Origin of the sequence: Peribacillus sp. NPDC096379, from assembly GCF_044762875.1 — a bacterium.
Lineage (GTDB): Bacteria > Bacillota > Bacilli > Bacillales > DSM-1321 > Peribacillus.
Genome location: NZ_JBIWFD010000001.1, coordinates 177,507 through 203,530 on the forward strand (window position 1 = coordinate 177,507; position 26,024 = coordinate 203,530).

General features: G+C 36.0%; 28 protein-coding genes and 6 pseudogenes. 27 read left to right on the forward strand and 7 right to left on the reverse strand.

The features are described 5' to 3' along the window. Positions 1–64 precede the first annotated feature (64 nt). The 12 genes and pseudogenes from ACIQZI_RS00895 to ACIQZI_RS00950 all read left to right on the forward strand — a co-directional run bounded on the left by ACIQZI_RS00895 (position 65) and on the right by ACIQZI_RS00950 (position 8,663). Positions 65–1,108, forward strand: a complete 1,044-nt coding sequence (locus ACIQZI_RS00895; protein ID WP_403068221.1) for a YheC/YheD family endospore coat-associated protein — start codon at positions 65–67, stop codon at positions 1,106–1,108. 580 nt (positions 1,109–1,688) lie between these two features. Then, the gene (locus ACIQZI_RS24265) at positions 1,689–2,048 is read left to right on the forward strand and encodes a hypothetical protein (RefSeq protein ID WP_483878411.1); all 360 of its coding nucleotides are present in this window, start codon (positions 1,689–1,691) and stop codon (positions 2,046–2,048) included. Beyond that, positions 2,017–2,097 (forward strand): annotated as a pseudogene (locus tag ACIQZI_RS00905) (VOC family protein); the annotation flags it as partial. The gene ACIQZI_RS24265 and the pseudogene ACIQZI_RS00905, both read left to right, overlap by 32 nt. 156 nt (positions 2,098–2,253) lie before the next feature. Next, positions 2,254–3,024: an isocitrate lyase/PEP mutase family protein gene (locus tag ACIQZI_RS00910; protein ID WP_403068224.1), complete on the forward strand. Its 771-nt coding sequence runs from the start codon at positions 2,254–2,256 to the stop codon at positions 3,022–3,024. Positions 3,025–3,046: 22 nt separating this feature from the next. Beyond that, complete coding sequence (locus ACIQZI_RS00915; RefSeq protein WP_403068227.1) at positions 3,047–3,619, forward strand: bifunctional transcriptional activator/DNA repair enzyme AdaA; 573 nt, start codon at positions 3,047–3,049, stop codon at positions 3,617–3,619. Next, on the forward strand, positions 3,619–4,527 hold the full coding sequence (locus ACIQZI_RS00920) for a DNA-3-methyladenine glycosylase family protein (protein ID WP_403068230.1): 909 nt from the start codon (positions 3,619–3,621) through the stop codon (positions 4,525–4,527). The genes ACIQZI_RS00915 and ACIQZI_RS00920 overlap by 1 nt, the downstream gene beginning before the upstream one ends. Then, the gene (locus ACIQZI_RS00925) at positions 4,520–4,996 is read left to right on the forward strand and encodes a methylated-DNA--[protein]-cysteine S-methyltransferase (protein ID WP_403068233.1); all 477 of its coding nucleotides are present in this window, start codon (positions 4,520–4,522) and stop codon (positions 4,994–4,996) included. Before ACIQZI_RS00920 ends, ACIQZI_RS00925 begins: the two co-directional genes overlap by 8 nt. A 447-nt stretch (positions 4,997–5,443) precedes the next feature. Next, a pseudogene (locus tag ACIQZI_RS00930) lies at positions 5,444–5,897 on the forward strand (IS5/IS1182 family transposase); the annotation flags it as partial. A gap of 238 nt (positions 5,898–6,135) precedes the next feature. After that, positions 6,136–6,864, forward strand: a complete 729-nt coding sequence (locus tag ACIQZI_RS00935; protein WP_403068236.1) for a metal-binding protein ZinT — start codon at positions 6,136–6,138, stop codon at positions 6,862–6,864. A gap of 261 nt (positions 6,865–7,125) precedes the next feature. Continuing rightward, positions 7,126–7,280: pseudogene (locus ACIQZI_RS00940) on the forward strand (tRNA 2-thiouridine(34) synthase MnmA); the annotation flags it as partial. 98 nt (positions 7,281–7,378) lie between these two features. After that, a complete protein-coding gene (locus tag ACIQZI_RS00945; protein WP_403068239.1) occupies positions 7,379–7,663 on the forward strand; it encodes a DUF3219 family protein in 285 nt (94 codons plus the stop codon). 19 nt (positions 7,664–7,682) lie between these two features. Beyond that, positions 7,683–8,663 (forward strand): LLM class flavin-dependent oxidoreductase, encoded by a 981-nt coding sequence (locus ACIQZI_RS00950; protein ID WP_403068242.1) that lies wholly within the window; start codon positions 7,683–7,685, stop codon positions 8,661–8,663. Between the two features lie 182 nt (positions 8,664–8,845). On the opposite strand, the gene ACIQZI_RS00955 is transcribed toward ACIQZI_RS00950, so the two are convergent. Both ACIQZI_RS00955 and ACIQZI_RS00960 read right to left on the reverse strand, forming a co-directional pair. Beyond that, positions 8,846–9,211 carry a hypothetical protein gene (locus ACIQZI_RS00955; protein ID WP_403068245.1) on the reverse strand — a complete coding sequence of 122 codons (366 nt, stop codon included), beginning with the start codon at positions 9,209–9,211 and terminating at the stop codon, positions 8,846–8,848. 86 nt (positions 9,212–9,297) lie between these two features. Continuing rightward, positions 9,298–9,489 (reverse strand): annotated as a pseudogene (locus ACIQZI_RS00960) (DUF3311 domain-containing protein); the annotation flags it as partial. Between the two features lie 286 nt (positions 9,490–9,775). On the opposite strand from ACIQZI_RS00960, the gene ACIQZI_RS00965 reads away from it, so the two are divergent. The 13 genes and pseudogenes from ACIQZI_RS00965 (at position 9,776) to ACIQZI_RS01025 (ending at position 19,385) form a co-directional block, all read left to right on the forward strand. Next, positions 9,776–10,963: an amidohydrolase gene (locus ACIQZI_RS00965; RefSeq protein ID WP_062176003.1), complete on the forward strand. Its 1,188-nt coding sequence runs from the start codon at positions 9,776–9,778 to the stop codon at positions 10,961–10,963. Positions 10,964–11,641: 678 nt separating this feature from the next. Next, entirely contained in the window at positions 11,642–12,031 is a 390-nt protein-coding gene (locus ACIQZI_RS00970; protein ID WP_403068249.1) for a VOC family protein, read from the forward strand. Positions 12,032–12,158: 127 nt separating this feature from the next. Further along, positions 12,159–12,548, forward strand: coding sequence for a YybH family protein (locus ACIQZI_RS00975; RefSeq protein ID WP_403068252.1), 390 nt, complete (start codon positions 12,159–12,161; stop codon positions 12,546–12,548). A gap of 340 nt (positions 12,549–12,888) precedes the next feature. Beyond that, on the forward strand, positions 12,889–13,467 hold the full coding sequence (locus ACIQZI_RS00980) for a histidine phosphatase family protein (RefSeq protein ID WP_403071938.1): 579 nt from the start codon (positions 12,889–12,891) through the stop codon (positions 13,465–13,467). Positions 13,468–13,824: 357 nt separating this feature from the next. Then, entirely contained in the window at positions 13,825–14,103 is a 279-nt protein-coding gene (locus ACIQZI_RS00985; protein ID WP_403068255.1) for an ArsR/SmtB family transcription factor, read from the forward strand. 100 nt (positions 14,104–14,203) lie between these two features. Continuing rightward, entirely contained in the window at positions 14,204–14,587 is a 384-nt protein-coding gene (locus ACIQZI_RS00990) for a VOC family protein (protein ID WP_062176008.1), read from the forward strand. Between the two features lie 213 nt (positions 14,588–14,800). Then, a pseudogene (locus ACIQZI_RS00995) lies at positions 14,801–14,959 on the forward strand (sugar O-acetyltransferase); the annotation flags it as partial. A 329-nt stretch (positions 14,960–15,288) separates the two neighbouring features. Continuing rightward, on the forward strand, positions 15,289–15,786 hold the full coding sequence (locus ACIQZI_RS01000; protein ID WP_403068259.1) for an SRPBCC family protein: 498 nt from the start codon (positions 15,289–15,291) through the stop codon (positions 15,784–15,786). Positions 15,787–15,949: 163 nt separating this feature from the next. After that, complete coding sequence (locus tag ACIQZI_RS01005) at positions 15,950–16,402, forward strand: SRPBCC family protein (RefSeq protein WP_403068262.1); 453 nt, start codon at positions 15,950–15,952, stop codon at positions 16,400–16,402. Between the two features lie 397 nt (positions 16,403–16,799). After that, entirely contained in the window at positions 16,800–17,537 is a 738-nt protein-coding gene (locus ACIQZI_RS01010) for an extracellular solute-binding protein (RefSeq protein WP_403071941.1), read from the forward strand. Positions 17,538–17,551: 14 nt separating this feature from the next. Next, on the forward strand, positions 17,552–18,022 hold the full coding sequence (locus ACIQZI_RS01015; protein WP_403068265.1) for a COG4315 family predicted lipoprotein: 471 nt from the start codon (positions 17,552–17,554) through the stop codon (positions 18,020–18,022). An 85-nt stretch (positions 18,023–18,107) separates the two neighbouring features. Beyond that, a complete protein-coding gene (locus tag ACIQZI_RS01020; RefSeq protein WP_403071944.1) occupies positions 18,108–18,662 on the forward strand; it encodes an RNA polymerase sigma factor in 555 nt (184 codons plus the stop codon). After that, positions 18,663–19,385: an anti-sigma factor domain-containing protein gene (locus ACIQZI_RS01025; protein WP_403068268.1), complete on the forward strand. Its 723-nt coding sequence runs from the start codon at positions 18,663–18,665 to the stop codon at positions 19,383–19,385. Positions 19,386–19,475: 90 nt separating this feature from the next. Here ACIQZI_RS01025 and ACIQZI_RS01030 read toward each other — a convergent pair whose 3' ends face one another. The 4 genes from ACIQZI_RS01030 to ACIQZI_RS01045 all read right to left on the reverse strand — a co-directional run bounded on the left by ACIQZI_RS01030 (position 19,476) and on the right by ACIQZI_RS01045 (position 23,968). After that, positions 19,476–21,422, reverse strand: a complete 1,947-nt coding sequence (locus tag ACIQZI_RS01030; protein WP_403068271.1) for an FtsX-like permease family protein — start codon at positions 21,420–21,422, stop codon at positions 19,476–19,478. After that, complete coding sequence (locus ACIQZI_RS01035; RefSeq protein WP_062176037.1) at positions 21,409–22,173, reverse strand: ABC transporter ATP-binding protein; 765 nt, start codon at positions 22,171–22,173, stop codon at positions 21,409–21,411. The genes ACIQZI_RS01030 and ACIQZI_RS01035 overlap by 14 nt, the downstream gene beginning before the upstream one ends. A 102-nt stretch (positions 22,174–22,275) precedes the next feature. Further along, the gene (locus ACIQZI_RS01040; RefSeq protein ID WP_403068275.1) at positions 22,276–23,280 is read right to left on the reverse strand and encodes a sensor histidine kinase; all 1,005 of its coding nucleotides are present in this window, start codon (positions 23,278–23,280) and stop codon (positions 22,276–22,278) included. Continuing rightward, entirely contained in the window at positions 23,273–23,968 is a 696-nt protein-coding gene (locus ACIQZI_RS01045) for a response regulator transcription factor (RefSeq protein WP_062176044.1), read from the reverse strand. The genes ACIQZI_RS01040 and ACIQZI_RS01045 overlap by 8 nt, the downstream gene beginning before the upstream one ends. Positions 23,969–24,308: 340 nt before the next feature. Here ACIQZI_RS01045 and ACIQZI_RS01050 point away from each other — a divergent pair. Then, positions 24,309–24,395: pseudogene (locus tag ACIQZI_RS01050) on the forward strand (hypothetical protein); the annotation flags it as partial. 134 nt (positions 24,396–24,529) lie between these two features. Further along, on the forward strand, positions 24,530–25,099 hold the full coding sequence (locus tag ACIQZI_RS01055; RefSeq protein ID WP_403068279.1) for a hypothetical protein: 570 nt from the start codon (positions 24,530–24,532) through the stop codon (positions 25,097–25,099). A gap of 102 nt (positions 25,100–25,201) precedes the next feature. On the opposite strand, the gene ACIQZI_RS01060 is transcribed toward ACIQZI_RS01055, so the two are convergent. Beyond that, complete coding sequence (locus ACIQZI_RS01060) at positions 25,202–25,993, reverse strand: DUF817 domain-containing protein (RefSeq protein ID WP_403068282.1); 792 nt, start codon at positions 25,991–25,993, stop codon at positions 25,202–25,204. Between the last annotated feature and the right edge of the window lie 31 nt (positions 25,994–26,024).

Below are 26,024 nucleotides of genomic sequence, written 5' to 3' on the forward strand. Positions count from 1 at the left end.
ATAAAGATTAGCCCTGTTTTATATTTTTAAAGAACAGCATTTTATAAAGGTGGGATAAACGGTTATGACATTAATTGGCATGCTTCACCATCGGGAGGATCCGCAAAAAGTGAGAAGAGCTTATGCTTACTCAGCAGTAGCTAAAGCGGAAGGAATACCCTTCTTTTACTTCACGCCTGGGAAAGTAAATATGAAAGACCGAACGATTAATGGGAAAATATATGAGAACGGAATTTGGCAGGAAAAGCAGTTCCCTTTCCCTGACGTTATCTATAATGCCAGCTATCCTTTAACGGATAAAGCAGAAGAAATCGTGGATTTTTTAGCAGAAATCATTCCTTTTACAAGTCATTCAGTTGGTGATAAATCATATGTTAATAAGCTGATAAAAAAAGGGGAAATGTTTGCACAATATCTTATCCCTTCTATGGATTTAATAGACGCTAAACGATTTATGCAAATGGTCCGTCTTTATCCAAAAGTAATTATGAAACCAGTATCCGGGAATCAGGGAAAAGGGATCGTTTTTATTGAAAAGGAAGGAAATGATAAATACAGAGTGAATGAAACTGGGGACATATCTATTTATACTAAGCAAGAATTGGTCGAATTCACAATTCGAAAGATTCAAGAACAACAGTATCTAGCTCAACAGTTCATTTCCTGTCAAATTAAAACGGGCCAAGTATATGACTTCCGATTGCATGTACAAAAAAATGGCGAAGGAAAGTGGGTCATTACCTCAATATATCCACGCATAGGAACTATAGGAAGCATTGCACCAAATATCGGAAGTGGGGGGTATACTGGTTATCTGGATATTTTTTTACAAAAAGAATTCAATGATTCTTGGTATAATATAAAAAAAACACTTGAATATTTCGCAATAAGTTTTTCGAACCACTTTGATTCTTTGTATGATGATGTGTCATTGGATGAATTAGGGATTGATGTTGGAATGGATGAAAATCAAAAATTGTGGTTATTTGAAGTGAATTGGAGACCAGGTGCGCCAATCATATTTAATTGCGAATTAGATGTAGCGAGAAATACGGTTCAATATGCTAAATATTTAGCTGAAAATAGCCAACGTAATGTAAATGAATGACCATTATAACTTCTTAAGAAGAATCAAGATTGCTTGATGTTCTTATATACTTTTGTTAAAGCATTTATCTTCTGGATAGATGTTTTTTTACATGGCCGTTTACATAAACTTCGTTGCTTTTAAATTATATTTATACTACTATCCTGGGATGATTTCCGTTACAGGTACTCGCTTCCTGTAGGAGTCTCACTCCTTTCACTCCAATCAATGGTAGTGCCAAAATCAACAACGAGCATTTAAATAAAACCGCCCTTTATTATCAAATAATTCCATTTTGGTGCTCTTTTAAAAAATGGCTTGATACAACAGCTTATTTACAAACGATGGCAATTTAAATGAACAATAAAAATGAAAAAAGCACCCATTCGTCGTAAAAAGCGTTCCTACCTATTGAAGAATATTCGGGGTTTATTTAAGTATATTATTTTTTAAAATTTATTTAATAATATATATGAATCAATTTCATAACTCTGAGCCCTTGTAACTTAAGTGTTTTAATGTAATAAAAAAGGAGAACCTCCCCAAATGACGAGATGAGTAAGTGACTAAATTAACTCTCGAATCAAGAGGAGGTCTCCCTTTGTCCCTTATACGACAACAATCCTTATTTGACATGCAAGTTTTATTCGATTTAGAACCTACCCAACGTTTTAATTCGGTTTTATCAGGCATTGGTATTCATCCAATCCTTGATATTGTGATGAAAAAGTCTCGATTCGGACCTAAACAATCACTTAATTACTTCGCGATGATCTATTCGTTAATCATTCGAATCCCCGAGCGCATTCCTTTCATAAAGGACCTAGTAAAGCGTTTCTCTACAGATTTACGATTTAAGGTTGATTGTGGATTCCGGGTATCAGATGAGATTCCATCTGAGGCTTCCTATTCGAGAATGATCACATTGATTGGTGACAATACCTTCTGGCAGAGTGTTTAACTTTGCGGATAATGAAGGCAATTACTTTGCTGTTTTGGAGAGAAAGTGAATGTAATCAAATAAAAAGTGCCAGTACTCATCGAATTTAGAATCATTCGAGTACCTGGCATTTTTTTCTTTGTAGACCATAAGCGCAAGAATGAGGACGCAATAGGCGTAGGCTCCTTGTTAAAATAGAGGTAAACAACCATTAGGAGGAGTTAGAATGACTACCATTCAGGAATTCAATAAATTACATTCGTCAAAAGAAATGTTATTTTTAGGAAATGCATGGGATCTGTTATCTGCTTTAACGCTCGAGAAGGCAGGATTTAAAGCAATTGGTACAACAAGTTGGGGAATTGCGAACTCGTTTGGATATGCAGACGGTGAATTAATTGATTTTGAAAGACATCTTGGAGTCATCAAAACGATTACAGCAAATGTGAAAATACCTGTTTCCGCAGATATTGAGGCAGGCTATGGGGAAGACAAGGAAACGATTATTGAAAATGTTTTAAGGACGGCTGATGTTGGGGTTGCTGGCATCAATATTGAGGATTCATGCAAGAAACAAATGGGGCTCAGAACAATGAAAGAACATTGTCATCTTTTATCAGCAATCAGAATGGCATTAGATAATCATGGATATCAAGATTTTTATATTAATGCTAGAACCGATACATACTTTCAAACAGAAAATCCTTTCTTTGAAACGGTAAATCGTGCAAAGGCCTATGTAGAGAGTGGAGCTAGTGGAATATTTGTCCCTGGGTTGATTGACTATGATGAGATAAAAGAAATCACTTTGACAGTACACGCTCCAATTAATGTATTGTCTTTACCAGGACTTACAAATTGTCATGTGCTGCAGGAATTAGGCGTGCAACGTTTTAGCTTTGGTAATGCATTATCTGATAAAATTATTTCCTTTTTAGACAGCAATGCTGCACAATTAATGGAGTCAAAAGATACCTCATTGTTATATGAGGACTGACTTAGAAAGGGCGGGGAATTCAATGGAGGATACACTCAATCTTTCTTTTGATGAAATGTGGGATAAAGTCATGGCTTGCGATCAAAAGTATGATGGATTATTTTTTACGGCAGTGAAAACCACAAAAATATACTGTCGACCATCGTGTAGATCTAGAAAGCCGAAAAAGATAAATGTGGATTTCTACTATGATATCAACAAAGTTGAGCATGCTGGTTTTCGTGCTTGTAAAAGATGTCGGCCAGAAGTCGATCATTCCCCGCATGCTGAACTGGTCAGAAATGTAATTGCCTTCTTAATCAATCACTATAAACAAAAGTTGGTGTTACAGGATATTGCGAATCATGTCGGTGTAAGCCCTTTTTATCTTGAACGCTTGTTTAAGCAGGAAACGTTAGAAACTCCGCGTACTTATTTGGAGAAAATAAGAATTGATAAAGCAGCCTATCTTCTTTGCAGTGCAAATCGATCAAATCTTGAAATTTGCTATGAAGTTGGATTTCAGAGTCCCTCAAGTTTTTATAAGGCGTTTCGTCGTTTGAAGAATTGTTCACCAAGTGAATATCGTATTCTCGCCGAAAAGGAGCTACTGTAATGCAATGGAGCAATCACGGATCATTTATTGAGATACATCCACCGAAGGAATTCAATTTTGAAGAATGCCTAGTATTCTTGGGCAGGTCTCATAAAGAAGTGTTACATCAAATTAGAGATGGTTTATTATATAAGCTGATAAAAGTAAATGGAGAATTAATCTTGTGTAGAATTGGTTTCACTCAAGATGTAATTCATGTAGACTTTCCCATTCATCCATTGTCTATCACCAGTCATGAAGAAGTAGTAGCGTATATATGGGAATGGTTTGATTTGGATCAAGACTTGAGCCTTTTTTATGAAGTAGCTAACCAAGATAAGATATTGCAACAAATTCACAAGAGATATTATGGATTACGGATGATGTGTATACCAGACTTATTCGAAGCGTTGACTTGGGCAATAATGGGGCAACAAATAAATTTAACATTTGCGTACAAATTAAAGCAGCGCTTTGTTGAACACTTTGGGGAATGTCTTACTTTTGAAGGAAATCCTTTTTGGCTATACCCAACATATGAAAGAATCGCCACCTTAGGGATAGAGGAGTTAAGAACACTTCAATTTACTGTTAGGAAGGCTGAATATGTTATTGGAGTTGCCAAGGCCATGAGAAATGGCGAATTAACAAAAGAAATGTTGCTGCAAGAACCAGCGTATCAGCAAGCACAAAAGTCTTTACTGGCGATAAGGGGAGTGGGAGCATGGACGGCGGATTATGTGCTGATGAAATGTTTACACCATCCATCTGCCTTTCCGATAGCAGATGTCGGTCTTCATAATGCTTTAAAGCTTCAATTAGGGCTTGAGCGTAAACCGACAATAGCGGAAATTAAAGAAGTGGCAACAAATTGGGAAGGTTGGCAAGCGTATGCTACCTTTTATCTCTGGAGGTCTTTATATGAATAAATTAGATTACAAATCTCCGATTGGCGTAATAGAGATAGTGGGCTCAGAGGAAGTGGTTAGTTCTATTATGTTCGTTGAGAGGGATGAAATCATCAATACGGTAAACTATGAAACACCCAAGGTCTTAGTGGATTGTTTTAATCAATTGGATGAATATTTTAAGGGTGAGCGTCATGTATTTACATTCTCTTATAACTTTGAGGGTACAGAATTTCAAAAAACGGTATGGAACGCTTTGACAACTATCCCTTACGCCGAAACAGGGTCCTATAAAGATATTGCTGTTGCCATTAAGAATGAAAAATCCGTCAGAGCAGTAGGAACTGCCAATGGCAAAAATAGATTAAGTATCGTCATTCCTTGTCATCGAATTATCGGTTCAAACGGGAAATTAACAGGCTATGCAGGTGGTTTGTGGAGAAAAGAATGGCTGCTTCAGCATGAGAAGTCTTTTAAAAAGGTAGATTGAAGTTAGGTAATATAACCACAAAAACGACTAAGAAAATACTTTTTAGTCGTTTTTGTATTGGATGAATGGTCCATATGCAGAATGGCCAAACATTACGAATGTCATTGAAAAAGCAAAACATACATTAAATGAATCAATTTCATAACTCTGATTCCTTGTAACTCAAGTGTTTTAATGCAATAAAAAAGGAGGACCTCCCCAAATGTCGAAATGAGTAAGTGACTAAACTAACTCACCAATCAAAAGAAGGTCTCCCTTTGTCCTTTATATGACAACAATTCCCATTTGACATGCAAGTTTTATTCGATTTAGAACCTACCCAACGTTTTAAATTGATATTCATCCAATCCCTGATATTGTGATGAAAAAGTCTCGATTCGGACCTAAACAATCGCTTAATTACTCCGCGATGATCTATTTGTTAATCATTCGAATCACTGAGCGCATTCCATCATTACCTATAATAAAAAGAACGAGCCGGAGTCAATGGGATTTGATAAGTATTTCGTACCGACATGCGTGCGGGAACACTCCTATCGGTACGAGAGCTTCGATGCGAAGTACAAAATGCTGAAATACACACGACCAATTGAATGTCAGAAGTGTCCATTAGCCAACGACAGTCTATGTCAGAAGGTCTATAAAAAGGAAATCACAGATGATCTCAGACGTTATACAGCACCTGCAAGAGGGTCGGTGAAATGGGATGAAAAAATCTATAGAACGAAGTTCCATTGAACGTGTAAATGCTTATCTCAAAGGCTACATTCTACTAGATCAGATATATCCTTGTACAGGAGAGAAAGCCAAAGTTCATTTCAACTTGGTTCATATTGCGTACAATGCCAGTAAACTTGCAGTTGATCGACTCAACCATCTTCAACTATCCACAACGGCGTAATCGGAAATTTCATTCGTTTTTTTAAGAAATCATTTCAAATTCTATTTCTTTATGATTTTTTAAAAGTACGCATTATGAAATCGATTCATATCGATCTTTTATTAAATAAAAAACACAAATCAAAATCATTTCGTTTTATATTGACGGAATATTTTAAACGTAGTATATTCATAAAGTATAAATAGTAATTGTTACGATTTATATCGATTATTAAAATGGAAAAGGAGATCGTTTATTTATGAAAAAGGAACTTATCAAATCAATACTTGTGTTTTTCTTATTAGGTATAGTCCTTACAGGCTGTCAAGAAAAAGTAGATACACCTGTCGAAAATGCTTCCTCAGATTCTGAACCTACTTCTTCTGATTCTAATTCTGGATCTACAGAAGATACCAATCATAACCATCATCACGATGATGAAAAGCAGAAAGAAGTATATTCAGGAATATTTGAAGATGACGAAGTTGAAGATAGAGAATTATCAGATTGGGAAGGAGATTGGCAATCAGTCTATCCATACTTATTAGATGGAACTTTAGATGAGGTCTTACAGAAAAAAGTAGAAACAAACAAAGATAAAACCTTTGAAGAGTACAAAGAATATTATAAAGTTGGGTATGAAGCAGACATTGAACGAATCGTGATAAAAGATGATACGATGACATTTTATAAAAATGGAGAAGGAAAAGCAGGAGAATATAAGTATCATGGATACGAAATTTTGACTTATGAATCCGGAAATAGAGGTGTTCGTTATTTATTTGATTTAGTTGGAGAAGTAGATGGTGTACCAAAACATGTTCAATTCAGTGATCATAGTATTTATCCAACAAAAGCAGAACATTACCATATTTATTTTGGAGATGTAGATCATAGCATTCTTTTAAATGAATTAGACAATTGGCCAACCTATTATTTTTCTAACCTAAGTGGAGAAGAAATTGCAGAAGAAATGAATGCACATTAATTTTTTTCGTTATTTTCCTATTTTAGTTCGATAGAATAAAATAGAGCTTTAGAAAAAAGCAATATTAACAGTTTCTCTCAAATACATATTTAACAGCAAATGAAGAAACGTCATTTTAAAAAAGTTAGATTAAAATGGCGTTTTTTTATTTGCTCAATTTTTATATCGATCTCAACTTAAAATAGTTATTTTTTTCAATTCCTCTTGGGATTTTTTCTCATACAGATAGGTAATGATGTGAAGAAGCTAAGGGCATAACAAAAAGTCTTTACTTATTTTCTTGAAGAATATGATGTGGGATAACATCCAATCCGGATGTTATGTGCAATAAAGAAATAAAAATTAAAGTTTTCCTCGATTATGGGCTAAGTCTTGGAGCAGGTTATATAGCAACTGGTCAATATGAGCGTGTAGAAAACGACAAATGCATATCACACGCTTCATTTCTAAGCTATAGAGTTCATTAACTGGTTAAGGATGTGTTATTATTTTTTGGGAAAGGGATGATGATGAAATGGTTAAGGAAATTCAACTAAATGATACGAAAATCAAAATCACACAATACGAAGAGGAAAAAGAAGAAAATGGAATTCGAATTTCGGTAACTTTTAATGTTACAAGTGACGACTACCATGACATAACAACACTTCTTTATAAAGGAACATTTGATGTAATAGTACCCGAGAAACATCTTGAGTTCCGCGGAACGATCCAAGAATATTCAACATCTATTACAAATCTATACGAAAAAGGACAAATTGGCGAATTTAAACTGACTTTAAAAGAAGGAACAAAATAGAAAAGGGGAATTTCATTTTATGAAATTAAGCATTTTAGATCAATCTCCCATTTCAACTAATCAAACGGCACATGACGCACTACAGGAATCAATGAAACTTGCACGAATAGGGGAGACATTAGGATATTCACGTTATTGGATTGCTGAACATCATGCATTGCCAGGGCTTGCATGCTCCGCACCCGAGGTGATGTTAGGTTATATTGGAGCTAACACAAAAAATATACGAATTGGCTCTGGGGCGGTTTTATTGCCATATTATAAGCCATATAAAGTGGCAGAAACCTATCACTTGTTATCCACTCTATTTCCAAATCGAATTGATGTGGGAATCGGGAGGGCACCGGGTGGTCCTGCTGAAGCATCAAATGCATTATCAGACAACTTTTTGGAAAATGTTTATAAAATGCCCGATTTAGTAAAAGAATTAATTAAATACATAGATAATGAGGAGTCCATATTACCTGCTTCTCCGTTACCGCAAATTAGTCCTGAACTTTGGATGTTAGGAACGAGTAAAAAAAGTGCAAATTTTGCAGCGGAAAATGGTTTAGCTTATTGTTTCGGACAATTTATGAGTGATGAAAACGGGGAAGAAATCATCCAACAATATCGTCATTCATTTCAACCAAGAAAAAAAGGCCAAAAACCTTACGTCATTATGGCTTTATCAGTAATTTGCGCAGAAACTACTCAGAAGGCAGAAGAAATTGCCTTAAGTTCGATTACTTGGCAACTACAAAACGAGAATAGGAAAGGGAGCCGGGGTGTTCCTTCTGTCGATGAAGCTAAAGAATTTCAATTAAATCCACGTGATCAAGAGTCAATTGAAAGAATAAAAAAGAAAATGATTATAGGCAATCCGAATGAGGTGAAAAGTAAGCTAATAAAGATTCAATCCCATGTATTAGCAGATGAAATCATGATTGTAACCATCACTTATTCACCAAAGGATAAGCATCAATCATATCAATTAATCGCAGAACAATGCATCAAATGAAATAGTTGAACAATATAGAAAGGAGGGTGCTCTTTTATAATATCTGTCCCCCTTAATTAATGGTTAACTTCTCATTTCATGATTAATTATCGAATAAATAATTTTCTTACTTGGACTGTTATCACCATTTTATTAATAAATTGAACAGTTCCACTTAAATCATTGAATATCCAATCTATTCATCAAGCGGATTGTGAATTTTCTTTTCTGGTATCTGCTGTTACTTTTTTGTTTGTAAAAAGACTGACAATGACTGTTATGACAATATTTATTGTTAAAGCAATTATCCCAACGTTTAAATCTTGAATCACTTGTGGGAATGATGGAAACATCGTCGCGATCGTCCCTTGTTTAATGGTAATGTATGCCACGGTAATAACGCCAAAAATCATCCCAGTTGCAGCACCTTGTTTGGTTACAAAGTTATTTTTCATAAAGCTAAAAACAATCGCTGGGAACAATTGAGTGATAAAGCTGTATGCCATTAACAGAAAGACAAAGATCGTCCCAAAACCACGTCCCCCAACAGACCATTGCTCCAAATCCATGTTTTTTCCTTTTCTCGCTTGAATACCTAAAACAATTGAAAATAGTAGAAAGTCGAAAATAATGAAAATAGCTGCATTCGTGATGTATCACCTTCTTTATTATTTGGGTCAAGTTTAAAGATAATGGCCATAATGACAGATGTAAGGACGACCCACATGACAATCCAAAATAAAATGAATGGCATTCCAAGCACATAAGGTTCGATTTTGTTAACAAACGGTAACATACCTAACATCCCGATAAACGGTATGAGAGATAGTAGATGGATAAATTTCATGCACATTTCCTCCCTGATTTTTTTGATAAGTAATTCATCTACTCTACTATATTATCAATACTATAAAAATATTATATCGATAAAAATTCTGAATTATTCAAATACATTTGCGGTAAATATTATTTTAAAATATACTTTACGTAGAGTCATGATCTTCCAATTGGATGTAGTAGGCTAAATCACTGTGTAAAAGGGTTTTACTTGCTTACTTTTGATTGTCATTCAAACAATGAAAAGTTTACTAGGAAGATCATACTGAATCATACATAAGAAGGAGAAGGCGAATATGAAAAACGATTTAATGAAAATGTTAGAAGCTCGTAAAGAAGAAATGATCCAAATTCGTCGTTATTTACATGAAAACCCAGAGTTGAGCTTTAAAGAACAAAATACGGCTCAATATATTATTGATTTTTATCAAGGGAAAGACGTCGACATCCAAACGAATGTGGGGAATGGGTATGGCATCATCGTGACGATTAAAGGTGAAAAACCAGGAAAAACGATTGGATTGCGAGCAGATTTCGATGCACTACCGATTATGGAAGAAACGGAACTTCCGTTTAAATCGAAAAATGATGGTGTCATGCATGCATGCGGCCATGATGGACACACAGCTTATATGCTAGTACTTGCCGATTGTCTCATTCAATTAAAGTCATTGCTTTCAGGTACGATCAAAATTATCCACCAACATGCTGAAGAAGTACCACCAGGTGGAGCAAAAAGTATCATGGAATCGGGATTACTAGATGACTTAGACGCAGTTTATGGAGTCCATTTATTCCCGGATAATCCAGTGGGCCATATTGGATATCGAAGTGGGTATGCGATGGCTGGGAGAACGTATTTCAAATTAGCTATCCAAGGTGTTGGCGGTCATGGCTCCTCACCTCATTTAGCAAATGATGCGATCGTTGCTGGTGCTCATTTTGTTACTGCTGTACAAACCGTCATTAGCCGTCGATTAAATCCTTTCGATATGGGAGTCGTGACCATTGGTTCATTTGATGGCAAAGGTTCTTTTAATGTCATAAAGGATCGGATCGAATTAGAAGGTGATGTCCGCTACATGACAGAAAAAACACAAAAGTTGATTGAGCAAGAAATTCACCGTCTTGTCCGCGGTATCGAAACTGAATTTGCTGTTCAATGCGAACTTACTTATACAGCTGATTATCCGCCTTTAATCAATGATCCAGAAATCACCAAAGCTGTTGTGACAAGTCTTCAAAACAGTAAAGAACCAGAAATTAGGGAAATAAGCGAATACCCAATGTTCTCTGGCTCAGAAGACTTTTCTTATTATGTAGAAAAGATTCCAGGTACTTTCTTTTACATTGGCTGTAAACCTCAAGGAGTAGAGAAGGTGTATTTCAACCATCATCCGAAATTCGATATCGACGAAGATGCCCTTCTCGTTGCAGCAAAATCTGTTGGGGAAGTAGTTTGTAGTTATTTTGAATTAGATTAATATAAAGTCATTTAAAAATCTAGATGTTCACAAAGTCACAGACTAGACTTCATGAACGTCTTTTTCTTAGAGGAATGTTTGTAGGTACTATGATCTTACTTTCGCAATCTTTTCATGAATATGGGACTGATAACAACGCCAGTTATGTTACTTCGTTAAAGGACCATTTAATAGAGTAACTTCTATTGGATAGAGCAAGCACTTTTTTTATCTTCACGAAACATATTATTATATGTGTTCTTGAATAACGGATACTTGCGACCAGACTATCAAACTAACCTAGAAAATAGACATAGATATTAGTCGGGATAAGAGATAATTATATAGAATCTAACCAGTTCATCAGAAGCGTTTATATAGGTGCGTTCAGTATTTGCGTTAAATTTAATAGTTTCATCAGTGTTTAATACAAACTTCTCACCTTAAACATTGAGCGTAAGTATACCACGTTGTATAAGTACATATTCTTCACCTATATGCTTTTCGGATATATGACTAAAACAAGGTTTAAGGTCTATAGTGAAAAGTTCAAATTTTTTTTCTGAATGAAAGGGGAAAACGGAATATACAAGATAATTTCCATCAACATCAATCAATGGGTTCAGTTGATTGATGTTTACTTAGCCACAAAACGACTAAGGTAAAAAAAAAATTGGTGAAATGAAAGAAGTGAAGATTTTGATTAAATATAAATGCCTCCATCATGTTAGTCTTACTGTGACAGATTTGGAAAGAGCAAAAGAATTCTATGGTAAAACATTATGTTTAAAAGAAATACAGCGTCCTGATTTTGATTTTCCAGGTGCTTGGTATGAAATAGAGGGACATCAACTTCACTTGATAGTCGATCCCTCTTCACAGACGATTCGTAAGGATAAAAGCTTATCCAGCAGAGAAGGTCACTTTGCTCTTGGAGTTGAGAACTACTATGACACTCTTAAATGGTTAAAACAGAATGAAGTTGAAATCCTTGAAAAACCAAACGGAAAAAGTGGATACGCACAAATTTTCTGTGCCGATCCAGATGGTAATTTGATTGAACTAAATGTTAATCAAAAAGATCGATAAGTAGGCAAAGATAAAGGATGCCATTACTGGCTCTTTTCTTATTGAAGTAACGGGGCAGTTTAGTGGAACAAGGATATTAGAACTTAATTGGAGAATTTAAAATTATAAAGATAAGGAGTGGTGTAATTTGGAACACGAATTAAAGGAGTTTATCAAGAAGTGTGATAAAGCAATAAAGCAGGAAGATTTTGATACTCTGAAGAATTACTATACTGATGATGCGATTCTGGTAGTAAAACCAGATATGATTGCACGAGGAAAAGAGGAAATCAAACAAGCATTTATTAAAATTGCGAAATATTTTAATAACAGTCTTGTCCCAGCACAGGGAGAAATGATTATTTTAGAAGCTGGAGATACTGCATTAGTTATTTCCCAAACGCTACTTGAGGCTGATAAAAATGAAACGGAATATTCTATGGATAGAAGGTCAACCTATGTGTTTAAGAAAAATTCACAAGGCGAATGGCTTTGTGCAATCGACAACTCATATGGTACAGACTTAATCAATATGTAGACTTTTATGCTATTGTTTATGCGTATAATCTGCATTTTTGTTATGTCGAAAAGTTCCTTTTATATGTAGCAAAGATAGTTTATCTCGTTTAACTAACGGGTGATTCGTATTATAAGGTTAGCCAGTTTTTACTGGTTGACCTTTTTTAAATAGAATCTATTATATCAGTAGCCAGGGAAGGACATACGGGTGTGTGGGGCATTCGTTCAGTTAAGAAAGTCTGCTACGGTAGCTTTTTTCTTATTCGACTAACGGAGCAGTTTAGTTAAAGAAGGAAAATATAAACATTAAATAGGAATATTCAAGGATGAATTTAAATATAGGGAGTGGAAATCTATATATGACTAAAATTGGGATTATTCGTCACGGGAGTACACCTTGGAATAAGGGAGGTAGAGCACAGGGGAATTCTGATATACAATTGAATGAAGAGGGGTTATCAGGTGCACATCAGCTTGCAGAACGATTAAGAACAGAAGAGTGGGATATAGTTTATTCTAGTAATCTATTAAGAGCTCAACAAACGGCTGAAATTATAGCAGATAAAATTGGGATACAAATACATTTGGATTCTAGGCTCCGCGAAGTAGGTGGAGGATTAATTGAGGGAACCACTGAAGAGGAAAGGGTTTTAAAGTGGGGGGGGAAATGGTGGGAATTAGATTTAGGAATTGAAAGTGATGATAGTGTTATTGCTAGAGGTCTTTCATTAATTGAAGAGGTTAGCAACAAACATATTAATCAAAATATATTAATCGTTAGTCACGGTTCATTCATTAAACAGATTTTAAAAGTGCTAGTACCTCATTTTAATATTGAAGAATCTCTAAGTAACACGTCTTTCACTTCTCTGGTAAAGTATGAGAATGGATGGGATTGTGATTTGTATAATTGTACAAAACATTTAATTGAAAGCTAATTCTTAACTTAGTATTTACCTATATGTTAAGAGTTTGTAGTTCAACTAAAGGGTACTATAGCATGATATAGGGGTGCTACGGCAGACTTTTCTTATTTAAGTAGCGGGCAGGTTAGTTGAAGAAGAAACGTGTAAAAGATTAAAAAACATACAAAGTGCTTATTAATTTAACTAGTGTGTTGATCCAACGAGGATTAATGCACTTTTTTGTTGAAATTCAGTTTATATTACTTTAATGGTACAACTACAAATATGTGACTTTAACTTGTTAAGATTGTATGATACAGTTCCTTTATCACGCAACCATACAGTTGCGTATGTTTGACAAGCAACCATACAGTTGCTTATACTCAATATATGAATGGGAACAAAGACGCTATATTCAAAGCACTCGGCGATTCGACTCGGCGATTGATATTAGACGAACTATCTGAACGTAACGAGTTGACATTGTATGAACTTACGGTACGTCTTATTATGAAGCACGACCTTTCCATTTCCCGACAAGCGATTGCTAAACATCTTTCTGCATTGGAAGATGCAGGACTCGTAAAATCAAAACGAAAGGGAAAATATAGAGTACTAATGTTCAACAACGAACCACTTAAAGATTTGCTAAAAGGATGGATAGAGTAATTTATTTAAAAACTTCTGACGAATGTAGGGGTTTTTCTGCCTGGAGCTAAATTGTTTGCAGAGCACCAACGTGGTAAATATCAAAGGAGGCAAAAGAAGTATGAAAATCATTGTTACCAGTCTATTCGTACAAGACCAAGACAAGGCACTGGAATTTTATTCAGAAAAGCTGGGATTTGTAAAAAAGCATGACGTTCCCATGGGGAAATTTAGGTGGATTACGCTTGTTTCTCCCGATGATCATGACGGTACCGAGCTTTTACTCGAACCGAATGAGCATCCTGCTGCCAAAGAGTATCAAAAGAAGATATTTGCGGAAGGCATCCCAGCAACAATGTTTGGCGTTGCAGATATTCATAAAGAGTACAAACGATTATTGGAAAACGGTGTGAAGTTTACTATGGAGCCGACAAAAATGGGCGAAGTCACAATAGCTGTCTTCGACGATACATGCGGCAACCTTATTCAGATAGCGCAGAAGTAACTTTGTCGAAATAGATATAACTTAGTTCTAAACGACTTTATTGTTATATTTTAAATTCGGTGAAGTGTTATTATCAACAATTAAACAACTTTATCCCGGTATTACAGCCTGTAAATTCCCGATTGGTTCAACTAACCCCCACTGAGGGAAGTTTCACTTTATGTAAACCCTGTCCTAATATAGGACGGGGTTATATATTTTTAAGGGTTAAAAATAAATGATATTGTTGTCATTGGCGGTAGTTGTGTGATCCTGCCTGGTGTCAATATTGGTGATAACCCAATTGGTGCTGCTGGTTCTGTTGTTACAAAAGATGTTCCTGCTAATACGATAGTAGCTGGAAATCCAGCAAAAATCATAAAAAATATTTAATTTACAGACTTCCCATATGAGAAAGCCCACTTCTTTAGAGGTAGGATGATAGTGAGGTCGAACCAGGCGTTTCTTAAGATACGTAAGTGGTTCGACCTTTTTTATTTTATGTTGTGTTAAGCAAAAATCAATAACTTCCTATTATATAGCCAATCTTTTTATGCATATTTATTGCGTACGGAACATTTGTTCTGTTATAATCATCCTATAAACATAAAAAGCTGAAAGAGCTCGTACCAGAGTCGCTAAAAGGTTTGGAATGAATGGTAAAGATTAAAGAATTGGAAGCAAAAAAGAAAGAACATGATATTACATAAAGGAGTATGAATATGAACAACTATTCAACAACCACTTTAACAATGGTAAGAAATTTTGATGTAGTATCTGAAAGCGTTTTTGATGCATGGTTAAATCCTGACATGATGAGAAAATGGTTCTTTACATTGGAAGGGACAAATAAGGTGGCACAAAATAATCCCAAAGTAGATGGTACTTGGGAAATTGTTGATCAACGAGGTGGAAAAGACTATCGAGCGATCGGGGAGTATCTTGAAATTGACGCTCCAACAAAATTAGTGTTTACTTTTAAAATGCCACAGTTTAGCGATACAGTAGACACGATTACAGTTGAGCTAAAAGAACTTCAACAAGGTTGTGAAATGACATTTTCACAAAATATGGTCGTTCCACATGAAGAAAATTGGACAAAATCTGATATCGAAAAAGCGCTTGGAGAGTATCACGATCAAACTGAACATGGCTGGAATTTAATGTTCATGGGACTTAAGGAATTAGTTGAGACAGGAAAAGTTAGCTATACAGGCTAAAAATCACTGAAAGGTGTGTCAGTGAACTAGATTATGGATAAATGGAAATGGGTGGCGTTTCTACAAGATGTGGAGACGCTTTTTTATGGTAGAGTTAATCTATTATAGAAATTTCGATGTAAATCGATTGAAGTGTATAGAATGTTGATAGAGGTGATTTTCAATGAAAAAATGGACAAAAGACATAGAAATAAACGCTCCAATTGAACAGGTTTGGAAGTTTCTTGATGGTTCTTTAGAGAATATGCAAGAAATCATGCCTCAAGTAGTTGAGAACAAACCTATTAAAATAACTGAAGAAGTGGTTGGCAGTGTATATCGCCAAAGTTATAGAGAAGGAAAACGAATAGAAGAGTATGATGTAGAAACATTAGAATATTCGAATGCACCTAATAAGAAAAAGCTAAAAGTAGGTTTTACACTTGCTAATATGTTTGAAATTACCGCTTTTTATGAATTAAATAGAATGAATGATAATCAGACTTCCTTTAAATATACAGTAACTAATCGTCCGTTAAAGTGGTTTGTGAAAATATTTTTATTGTTTGCTACCGAAAAAGTGGTCGTTGAATTTTTAGAACGTGTTAAAAATGTAGCTGAAGCGAAAAACTTGTAAATAACCTGACATTCATCCCCCCTTATCATTGGGCTTGCCCCTTCAGAAGATAAGAGGGGGTCTTTTTTTTTCAAAACAATATGATGTTAAAGCGCGACCTTTTACCATGAAGGATTAATCCTGTAGCACGCTACAATCGCCTAATCACAATGGTGGCGGTGCGGAGCCGGATTTTGAAGCTTTCTTAGTAAAGTACGTATATCTGAAAAGTAGGTTGTCTAGATTAGTAAGTCGCGAAGCCGGGTCCCCATGTCCTTTATACAAAATAATAAAAAATTCATTTTTTTTCAAACCGTTTGGAAGTTTGTCTCGTTACCTATAGTATAAACAGATTTTTCTGAAAGGAGAGTAGAAAGGCGTGAAGAAGAAGGTTATCTTTCTTGGATGTATAGTATGTATGCTTATGTTGTTAGGCTTTTCAGCAGTCATGGATTCTAAACGGAGTCTTGCAAAAAACGATGTTGTAAAAGTATATGGACCAGGTGGGCCCCTTGGACCAATGAAGGAGTTGGCGGATCGGTTTACGAATGAAACGGGGATAAAAGTTGAAGTAACTGCGGGGCCTGAAGCAAAATGGATTGATCAAGCCAAACAGGATGCCGACATGATTTACGGCGGGTCTGAGTATATGTTGACGGATTTCATACTTAAACATCCGGGCATTGTAAATGAAAAAACCCGTACTGAATTGTATCCGCGAGCAGCTGGAATTTTAGTTAGAAAAGGAAATCCTAAACAGATACACTCTTTGGAAGATTTAACGAAAAACGGTGTAAAGATTGTCGATGTGAATGGAGCGGGTCAACTTGGCTTGTGGGAGGATTTAGCAGGAGGAAAAGGGCTTATCTCTGGAATTAGCAAGAATATTAGGGTATCAGTTAAATCGAGTGCTGAAGCGATCGAACTTTGGGAGAAAAATTCTAAATATGATGCCTGGATTACATATGAATCTTGGCATTATCGTCTTGCAGATGTGACTGAACTGGTTCAGCTTCCAGATGAAGAAAAACTTTATCGAGGAACGCCAATTAGTATAACAAGTAAGACGGACAACAAGAAAGAAGCCAAACTATTTATTAAATATTTAAAATCAGAAGCCTCTCATCAAGTGTTTCAAAAATGGGGCTGGAAGTGAAGGAGTAGAGTTAAATGAAGAAATGGATGTTTATGTTAACGTTAGTTGCAAGCGTACTGTTTTTAGCAGCATGTGGAAATGATACGAAAGATTCTACTAAGGAGGATCAAGCGGTTGCCACCACAGCTGATGAGACTACTCCGAGTCTAAAAGTATTGGAAAATGAAAAAGTAGGAAAGTATTTGGCTGATTCTAAAGAAATGGCACTGTACTATTTTAAAAAGGATGAAGCAGGAAAAAGCAACTGTTCGGGTGAGTGTTTGGAAAATTGGCCGCCCTTCTTGGGGCAGGATTTTAATGTACCAGAAGGCTTTGACAAAAAAGACTTTGGAACAATTAAAAGAGAGGACACTGGTGCAGAACAGGTTACTTTCAAAGGAGTCCCGCTCTACTATTTTGTAAATGATCAGCAAGTAGGAGATGTCAATGGAGAAGGAGTCAAAGATGTTTGGTATATTGTAAATAAGGAAACGGTTTTACCATAATACGAAAACAGGGGGAACGATCAGACTCGTGATTGTTCCTGTTGTTCGTTTTCAAAAATTATTTGGCGAGGAGTTGCAGGTGCGATTGAAAGAAAAACTTGATCAAGAATTAATGGCATTAGTAATTAAAAAGCATCGTCCTGCTCTGGAGGAACTTTATGACCGATATATTAAATTAATCTATGGCTTCGTTATTAAATTTACTAATGGAAATGAAGAAAAAACAAAGGAGATCGTGCAGCTCGTTTTTTTAAAGCTTTGGACGACAAAAAGTAGTTTTAGCCCTGAAAAGGGGAACTTCGTGAATTGGCTGTTAACGGTTACACGGAATGTATGTGTCGATTATGTTCGTAAAGACAGTATTCATGTTCAGAATAACCAACAAATCGGGATGAGTCAGTCAATTGACATAGAAGATCCAAATAATGATATCGAAAATGGACTGATTAACAGTGAAATTACGAAAGCCAAAAATAAGTTAAGCAAGCCACAAAAAAGACTAATTGATTTATTATATTGGAAAGGGTATTCGCTTACGGAAATTGCTAAAATTGAAAATGAACCGATTGGAACGATCAAGAGCAGACTTCATCAGTCACTCAAGCAGTTGAAGAAGTATTTGGAAGTAGGTGATTTGTAAATGAAAATAGAATGTGATAACCTGCTTTCATTTTTAACAGATGAATTGGAAGAAAAAGAAAAAATAGCATTCAGAGAACACTTAATGAACTGCCCAGAATGCGCCAGGGAGTATGATCAAATGACGGAAGCCTGGAAATCATTAAAATGGGATTTTGAAGAAATTGCTCCCCCTGATACGCTTAAATCGGATGTGATGAATTTTGTTTTTGAGGGAGCTAATGAAAATCCTGTGCGCAAGGTGAAGAAATGGGGCCATTTTTTCAGCAGGCAGTTCACACCAGTCACTTCAGGACTCTTCTTGGCTACTCTAGTTTTAGCGATTATCCTGTTTTATTCCAATATGCAATTAAAAAAAGAACTCCTAGCGACCGATCGACCGGTAAAGGTTGAAACAACATTTTCTTTACAGCCTACCGATCAGACTGCTGTAAATATGAAAACTGCCGGAGCTGCATATATCTTGCAGCAAGGTCATGAAAAAAGTTTAGTCGTCCAGATTCAAAATTTACCTGCATTACAAGAGTCTGAGGTTTATCAAGTGTGGCTTTTGAATAATGGTGAACGGACGAATGGCGGCACATTTAAGCCTGATGAAGCTGGTACAGGGTCATTGACTTACAAGCTTCCAGCAAATGATCGATTCAATCAAATCGGCATTACGAAAGAACCCGATCCAAACGGTACACAGCCGCGAGGGATAAAAATAGTTGGATCTTCTTGATCATGAAAGAAGGGTTGACTACACACTCTATACATTGTCTATTGTGTCCATATAGTAGAGGTGGAGATCAGCCCTTTTGTTTTTGACCTATTAGAGTGCGTCTTTAATGACCTTTTTGTAATAAAAAACGGATAGAATGCCAAAAATCGAATACAAGGCGGTATAAAGGACCATAACGATAATCATCGGTGTCCAAACTTCAGAGCCAAATAAAAACCAACCCGATTGAACGGCAAAATAGCTATGGAATAACCCAATGACTAAAGGAATGCCGAAATTAAAGATTTGTTTAGCTTGGATTCCTTTTAATAAGTCTCCCTCTGTGAAACCAAGTTTTCGTAAAATCGTGTAATTTGGTTTTTCATCTTCACTTTCATCCATTTGTTTAAAATACAGGATACATCCCGAGGTAATCAGAAACGTTAATCCTAAGAAGCCAACGATAAACATGATGAGCCCCATATTTTGTTTCTGATTGTTACTTGTTTCAAGGCGAGAATCATTTTCACGATTATCGCTAAATTTCATTTTTTGAAAAATTTCGTTTGCTTTTTCAATCGTTGCTGAATCTTTCATATCAATTCCGATATAAATCGTAGATTCTTTTTGAATGTCTGGATTTATATCATGTTTTAAGCGCTCGTATACCGTTTTGTCGACAATGGCAGTAGGTAGCCCGCCATTGGTGAAATATGTTGAAACGATCGTATCTTTATTTAATCCGATATAGTTTTGCGGTATGATTTCATGTTGTCCCTTCAATTCAATGGGACCAGAGTCTTTTAAAGACATAAATTTCTGTAGCAGATCACTAAACCCGCTAAAACGAACTTCTGTAGCTGACAAATCGATATCTTTCACGTCCTGGTCACTAACAACAGGTAGGGTCATGACATTCGGATCAAAGTCCATTCCCTCGAGACCTGTCTCCAATATTTGCTTAATATTTACATCCACTTGAATAACATCCACGATTTTTTCGCTAAACTTCATTTTATTCGCCTGTAATGCTTCTTTAAATTGTCCTGCATCTTTTTGATTCGCAAATGAAAAGTCGTTAGGGACATAGTTCTCGGCCATTTTTTCTGCAGAGTAGTAGGAAATGTAACTTAACGATAATAAACCAATCGCAAGGGCAGATACGACCGTAATAATAGTCAATAATAAAGCGTTTGATTTCATGCGAAACATAATCGATGATAGGGACAATACTTCATTAATAGTTAAGTAACCGTTTTTCTGTTTGCGAATGATATTGAGAATAAAACGGACAGAACCTTTATATAAAAGATAGGTTCCGATAATGACCGATGCTAGAATGATGGTCATAACAAGAAATAGTTCATTCATCGTTGTGAAGTCGCCCTCAAATAATTTAGATGAAAGATAATAGCCGATTATGATCAAAATCATGCCCGTGATCCCGATGAACATTTCAAGAAAAGACACTTTTTTTACTTTGCCTTCTGTCATGGAAATGGTTCTAAATAAAGATAAAATGGTCTGTCTTTTAATAAATGCATAATTCATCAACATAATAAAGCAATAGATGACACCAAACACAACAAGTGTTTGGATGAGTGCTTGAACAGAAAACTGAAGGGTTGCGATTGCTTCAACACCGGTAATTTTAAATAAAATCATGATGATTAATTTAGATACGGAAAAGCCAAGAAAAATTCCTACCATTAATGAACCGAAATAGAGGATAAAGTTTTCCATACTAAGGATGCGGAATATCTTGCTTTTCGTCATGCCGATTAATTGAAATAAGCCAATTTCTTTACTGCGTCGTTTAATAAAGATGCTATTGGCGTACAAGAGAAAAATAGAAACAATCGCGACAAGTAAGATGGAAGCTGTTCTGATAGCAGCTGCTCCTTTAATCGATCCTTTTGTTTGATCCATCGATGGGTCATATTGCAATGTGACAAAGGCGAAATAGAGTGCGGCACTAAAGATTAAGGCAAAAACATACAGGTAATAATTCTTAAGATTCTTCTTCAGATTTCGAAAGATGAGTTCATTGATGTTCATGTTGCACCCCGCCTAATACACCTTGTGTCCTCATGATGTCATGAAAGAAGGTCTGTCTTGTTTCTTCGCCTTTATTTAGTTGTGTATAAATTTGTCCATCTTTGATAAAGATGACTCGACTGCAATAACTAGCGGCAACAGGATCATGCGTAACCATAATAATCGTTGCTTTGCGTGTTTGATTTAATTCGCTCAATTTGTTTAATAAGTCGGAAGCGGATTTTGAATCGAGTGCACCAGTCGGTTCATCAGCAAAAATAATGCTCGGTTCATGGATAAAGGCTCGCGCGGCGGAGGTACGCTGTTTTTGACCACCGGAAATTTCATTGGGATATTTATCTTTCAATTCATAAATACCTAGTTCTTTTGCAAGTGTAGTAAATTTTTGCTCCGCTTCTTTCTTCGGTGTCTTTGTAATCGATAACGGTAATAGGATATTTTCTTTGACCGTCAGTGTGTCTAATAAATTGTATTCTTGAAAGATAAACCCTAAATGGTGCTTGCGAAACTCGGCTAACTGTTTTTCTTTCATACTACTAATTTCTTTACCTTCAATTTTAATCGTCCCGTTGCTAATCTTATCAATGGAGGAAAGAACATTAAGCAATGTCGTTTTCCCTGAACCGGATGCTCCCATAATACTTACGAATTCGCCTTGCTGAATGCGAATATCCACGCCTTTTAATACTTCTTGTTTATTAAATTTAGTGCCGTAGCTTTTATGGATTTTAACAGCTTCAAGAATATGCATATGTATCCACTCCCTGTTCTTTTAATAAACTTAGTATAATGCGCTTAAGCTTACTTTGCCTTCGATTGAGCGAACAAAGAATAAAAGCATATGACATTTTTGTCACATGCTCGTTATGTTTAAGAATTCATTTCTTTTTGGAAAGGTTAACGTAAAAGTCGTTTCAGCGTAAAGTTCTGAATTGACATGTATATGAATGAGTAATGACTGTGCTGCTTTTTTTGCTAAATATAGCCCCATTCCTGTTGCAGCACGATCTTGATGAGTGGTCGTTGATGTAAAGCCCCTATCGAATATACGTGGTATATCTCTAGGATCAATACCTCGTCCGAAATTTTTTACCTCAAGGATGGTTTGCTCAGCTTGCTCATAACTTGTAATCATGATATCGCTTGCCGTACTATATTTTACTGCATTTGTTAAGAGCTGTCTGATGATAAAAGCTAGCCATTTGGCATCACTAAGTACTTCTTCAATCTCTAATTGGATTTCAAAGCCGATTCCTTTTTGAATACACCATGATTGTAATGTTTTAATTTCAGTAAAAATGAGCATTTCTAAGTTAGTATTTTCTATGTATAAATCATTTTCGATGGATGGAATACGCTTTTGGTGGAGCTGTTGGTCAAGTAGAAGATGAATTCGCAACCATTCATAAGTCAAATGAGTTTTCATCATTACGTCGTCTAAGCGATCAATCATTAAATGCATCGCTGTCAGCGGTGTTTTTACTTCATGAATCCAAGCTAATAATTCATCTTTCTCTTGCTCTAAAGTGAGTAGATTTTGTGAAGCTACCTGTTTTAGTAATTCGGCTTGGTTTGCCATACTATTTTCTATTATTTGTTCAAAAGGACTTTCTGAAGAGGCGATGCTTGTTAAATCAAGATTATTTTCTCGTTCTACTAAACTTTTATAAAATTTCGTTTCTTTGTGATAGCGAAAGATCAAAAAGATAGTAAAAAAGAGTATCGATAAAAAGACAAGATAGAGGATGGGCATAAGTGGAATCGCCGAATCGATATAAGCGACAAAGATCGTTAATACTTGCAGGAGGATAAATAAAATGATCCAGCTGCTTCTTTCGATGAAAAATTTTTTAATCATAGATAGTTGCCTCTTCACTAGCCATGTACCCTTGCCCAACTTTCGTTTCGATAAAGCTTCCTAAACCAATTTCATCGAGTCTTTTTCGTAAACGATTTACATTGACTGTAAGGGTGTTATCGCTGATAAAGCGCTTATCATCCCATAGGCTATTGATTAATTGTTCTCGGCTTACGATCTTATTTTTCTGCTCAATCAGCAGTTTTAAGATATAAATCTCATTCTTAGTCAGTTCTACTGAAGCAGCAGTAGTGGTAACCGTATTTTTCTCATAATCCACCGTTGCACCACACCATGTTTTGAGCTCAATTTTTTCAGTATTGTAATTATAGACACGCCGAAGAATCGCCTGCACCTTTGCAATGAGCACATCAAAATGAAAAGGCTTTTGAATATAATCATCCGCTCCAAACTGCATAGACATTACGATATCAGTCGGATGATCGCGAGAAGATAAGAAGATAATCGGAATGTTGGAATGGGATCGAATCATTCTACACCAATGAAACCCATCGAATTTTGGCAATTGAATATCAATAATCACTAAATCAGGCTTTATTTCTGTAAATTCTTGAATCACTCTACTAAAATCAGTAATCCCATAAACCTCATAAGACCATTGGGCTAATCGATCTTTTATCTCATTAAATAGAGTCGTATCATCCTCAATTAACAAAAGTTTAAACAACTGAATTCACCATGCCTTTAGCTTAACTTTACAATAATTGTATAGTAAATCCTTGGTGTTTGCTATTGTGTTATGCAATCGAGTGCGAAATGTTCCTGGCTCAAATGAAATGTGGTTACACAATTTAGATAAAGGTCAGGTAGTTTTAGATTTCTAAAATCAAAAGTAATGGAATTCAATCCGGAATCATTATCATCATCTGAGCAAGTATTGTACATTTTGCAAAAATTCCTAACTATAGTACAAGCCATTTCATATAAAAGTCATATCATGTTACGAAGAGAAGACCCTAAGGACATGTTGGCCGGAAGCCCTATGACGATCTTTCACTGCAAACGCTCTTTCCTGGACATTATTTTTGCTTTCTCAGCATCCAAAAATTGAGAATATACTGTTCGAAGAAATCAATCCGGTTATCGGTAACTGACCGCCTTCGTCAGGGAATTCGTGAAAGTAACCTATACTTAAAATGATCTGGGAATAAAAGCGCCATATCCCTCCTACATTTGTCACGGGGCGTGAAGTGGAAGTATCAATTTTTTTTAAAAGGATGTTTAGCGAATGTGCCCAATTAATAATGGGAATGAAAGGATACAGTCGAATAAAAGTTCTATGTTGTCCCGTGAAGAGATAAAAGCCATTGAATCCTGGATATCTCAAATAGGGGACTATCATATTTTTACAACGACACAACAACGAATAGTTACTGCTAAAAATACGCTGAAATTCAAGTATAAAATAATTGGACATGGGTTTAACCGAATCGTCTATGATCTCAATAATGGTTATGTATTAAAAGTAGCACTGTCTGAAGTAGGATTAATAGGCAACGCAAATGAAGCCTATCTTTATAATAACTGCACTGAGGAGGTCCAAAAGTATCTTTGTCCGGTTAAGGAGTTTGGGACCGGCTGGCTTATTATGAAGAAGATGGCCACTAATATACCGCAAGCAATCATGGAATATCCGAAATTAATCGAGTTGCAATTCATATTCCTGAGTTACGGCATTATTCCAATCGATTTGCGGTTAGCTAATGTCGCCTTTTCCGAGGATAATGAAATGGTTGTCATTGATTACGGACTATTCACCATGGATCTCAAAAGCCCTGTGTTGCGATGGGGGTTTTAACGTCATATTAGTTTTGTATGCTAGGAGAACTTCAACCTAAAAAAAGTCGAATTCCTTCCTAATAATAAGGATCCGACTTTTTTTTATGGGGGTTCTTAACAGTTATAAAAATTGACTAGTATCTATCCTAGTGGAACTTTTCCCCTTAACCTGTTTTAACGTCGCTACTATAAGAAAGCTAACAATCACTAATAAGAGCCATGAACTCACCTTTCCTAGATGAACGAGACTCCATGCATCGGTTTGGTTTGGATATTCCCAAGCTCCAAAGAACGTTGCGATATTTTCGGCTATCCATATAAAAAATCCGATGAGCACAAAAGACAGTGCGAGTGGCATACGGTAACGAGTACCATCAACCTCGTATGTAACCCATGATTGCCAAAAGACGATAATTACAAGTCCAGATAACCACCATCGAACGTCAATCCAATAATGATGGGTGAAAAAATTCAAATAAATCGTAGATGCAAGAGGGACAACTACCAAAAACGGTGGCCATTTAACCAGTTCAACCGCAAGCCTCCTCCACGCCTGGCAAAGATAACTCGCTACACTTGCGTACATGAATCCGCTATACAAAGGCACTCCAAAAATTTTGAAATATCCTTCCTCTGGATAAGACCAGGAGCCCATATGTACCTTGAAAAGTTCAAGAGTAAGTCCAATAAGGTGGAACAATGTGATAACCTTTAGTTCATCCCGTGTTTCAAGCCCAGAACGCACCATCCACCACTGCATCAGAAGGCAGATGATGAGCAGCCAGTCATACCGTGATAGGAAGGGAAGTGGCATGATTTGTGTAATAGCCAAAGAGGCAAAAATAACGACAGGAAACAAACATGATAGGGCCTGCTCCCAACCAAAACGAACGAGTTGTTTTAGTGCTCTCATGATTTGTGCCTCCAAAGGTTTTTTCTGAATA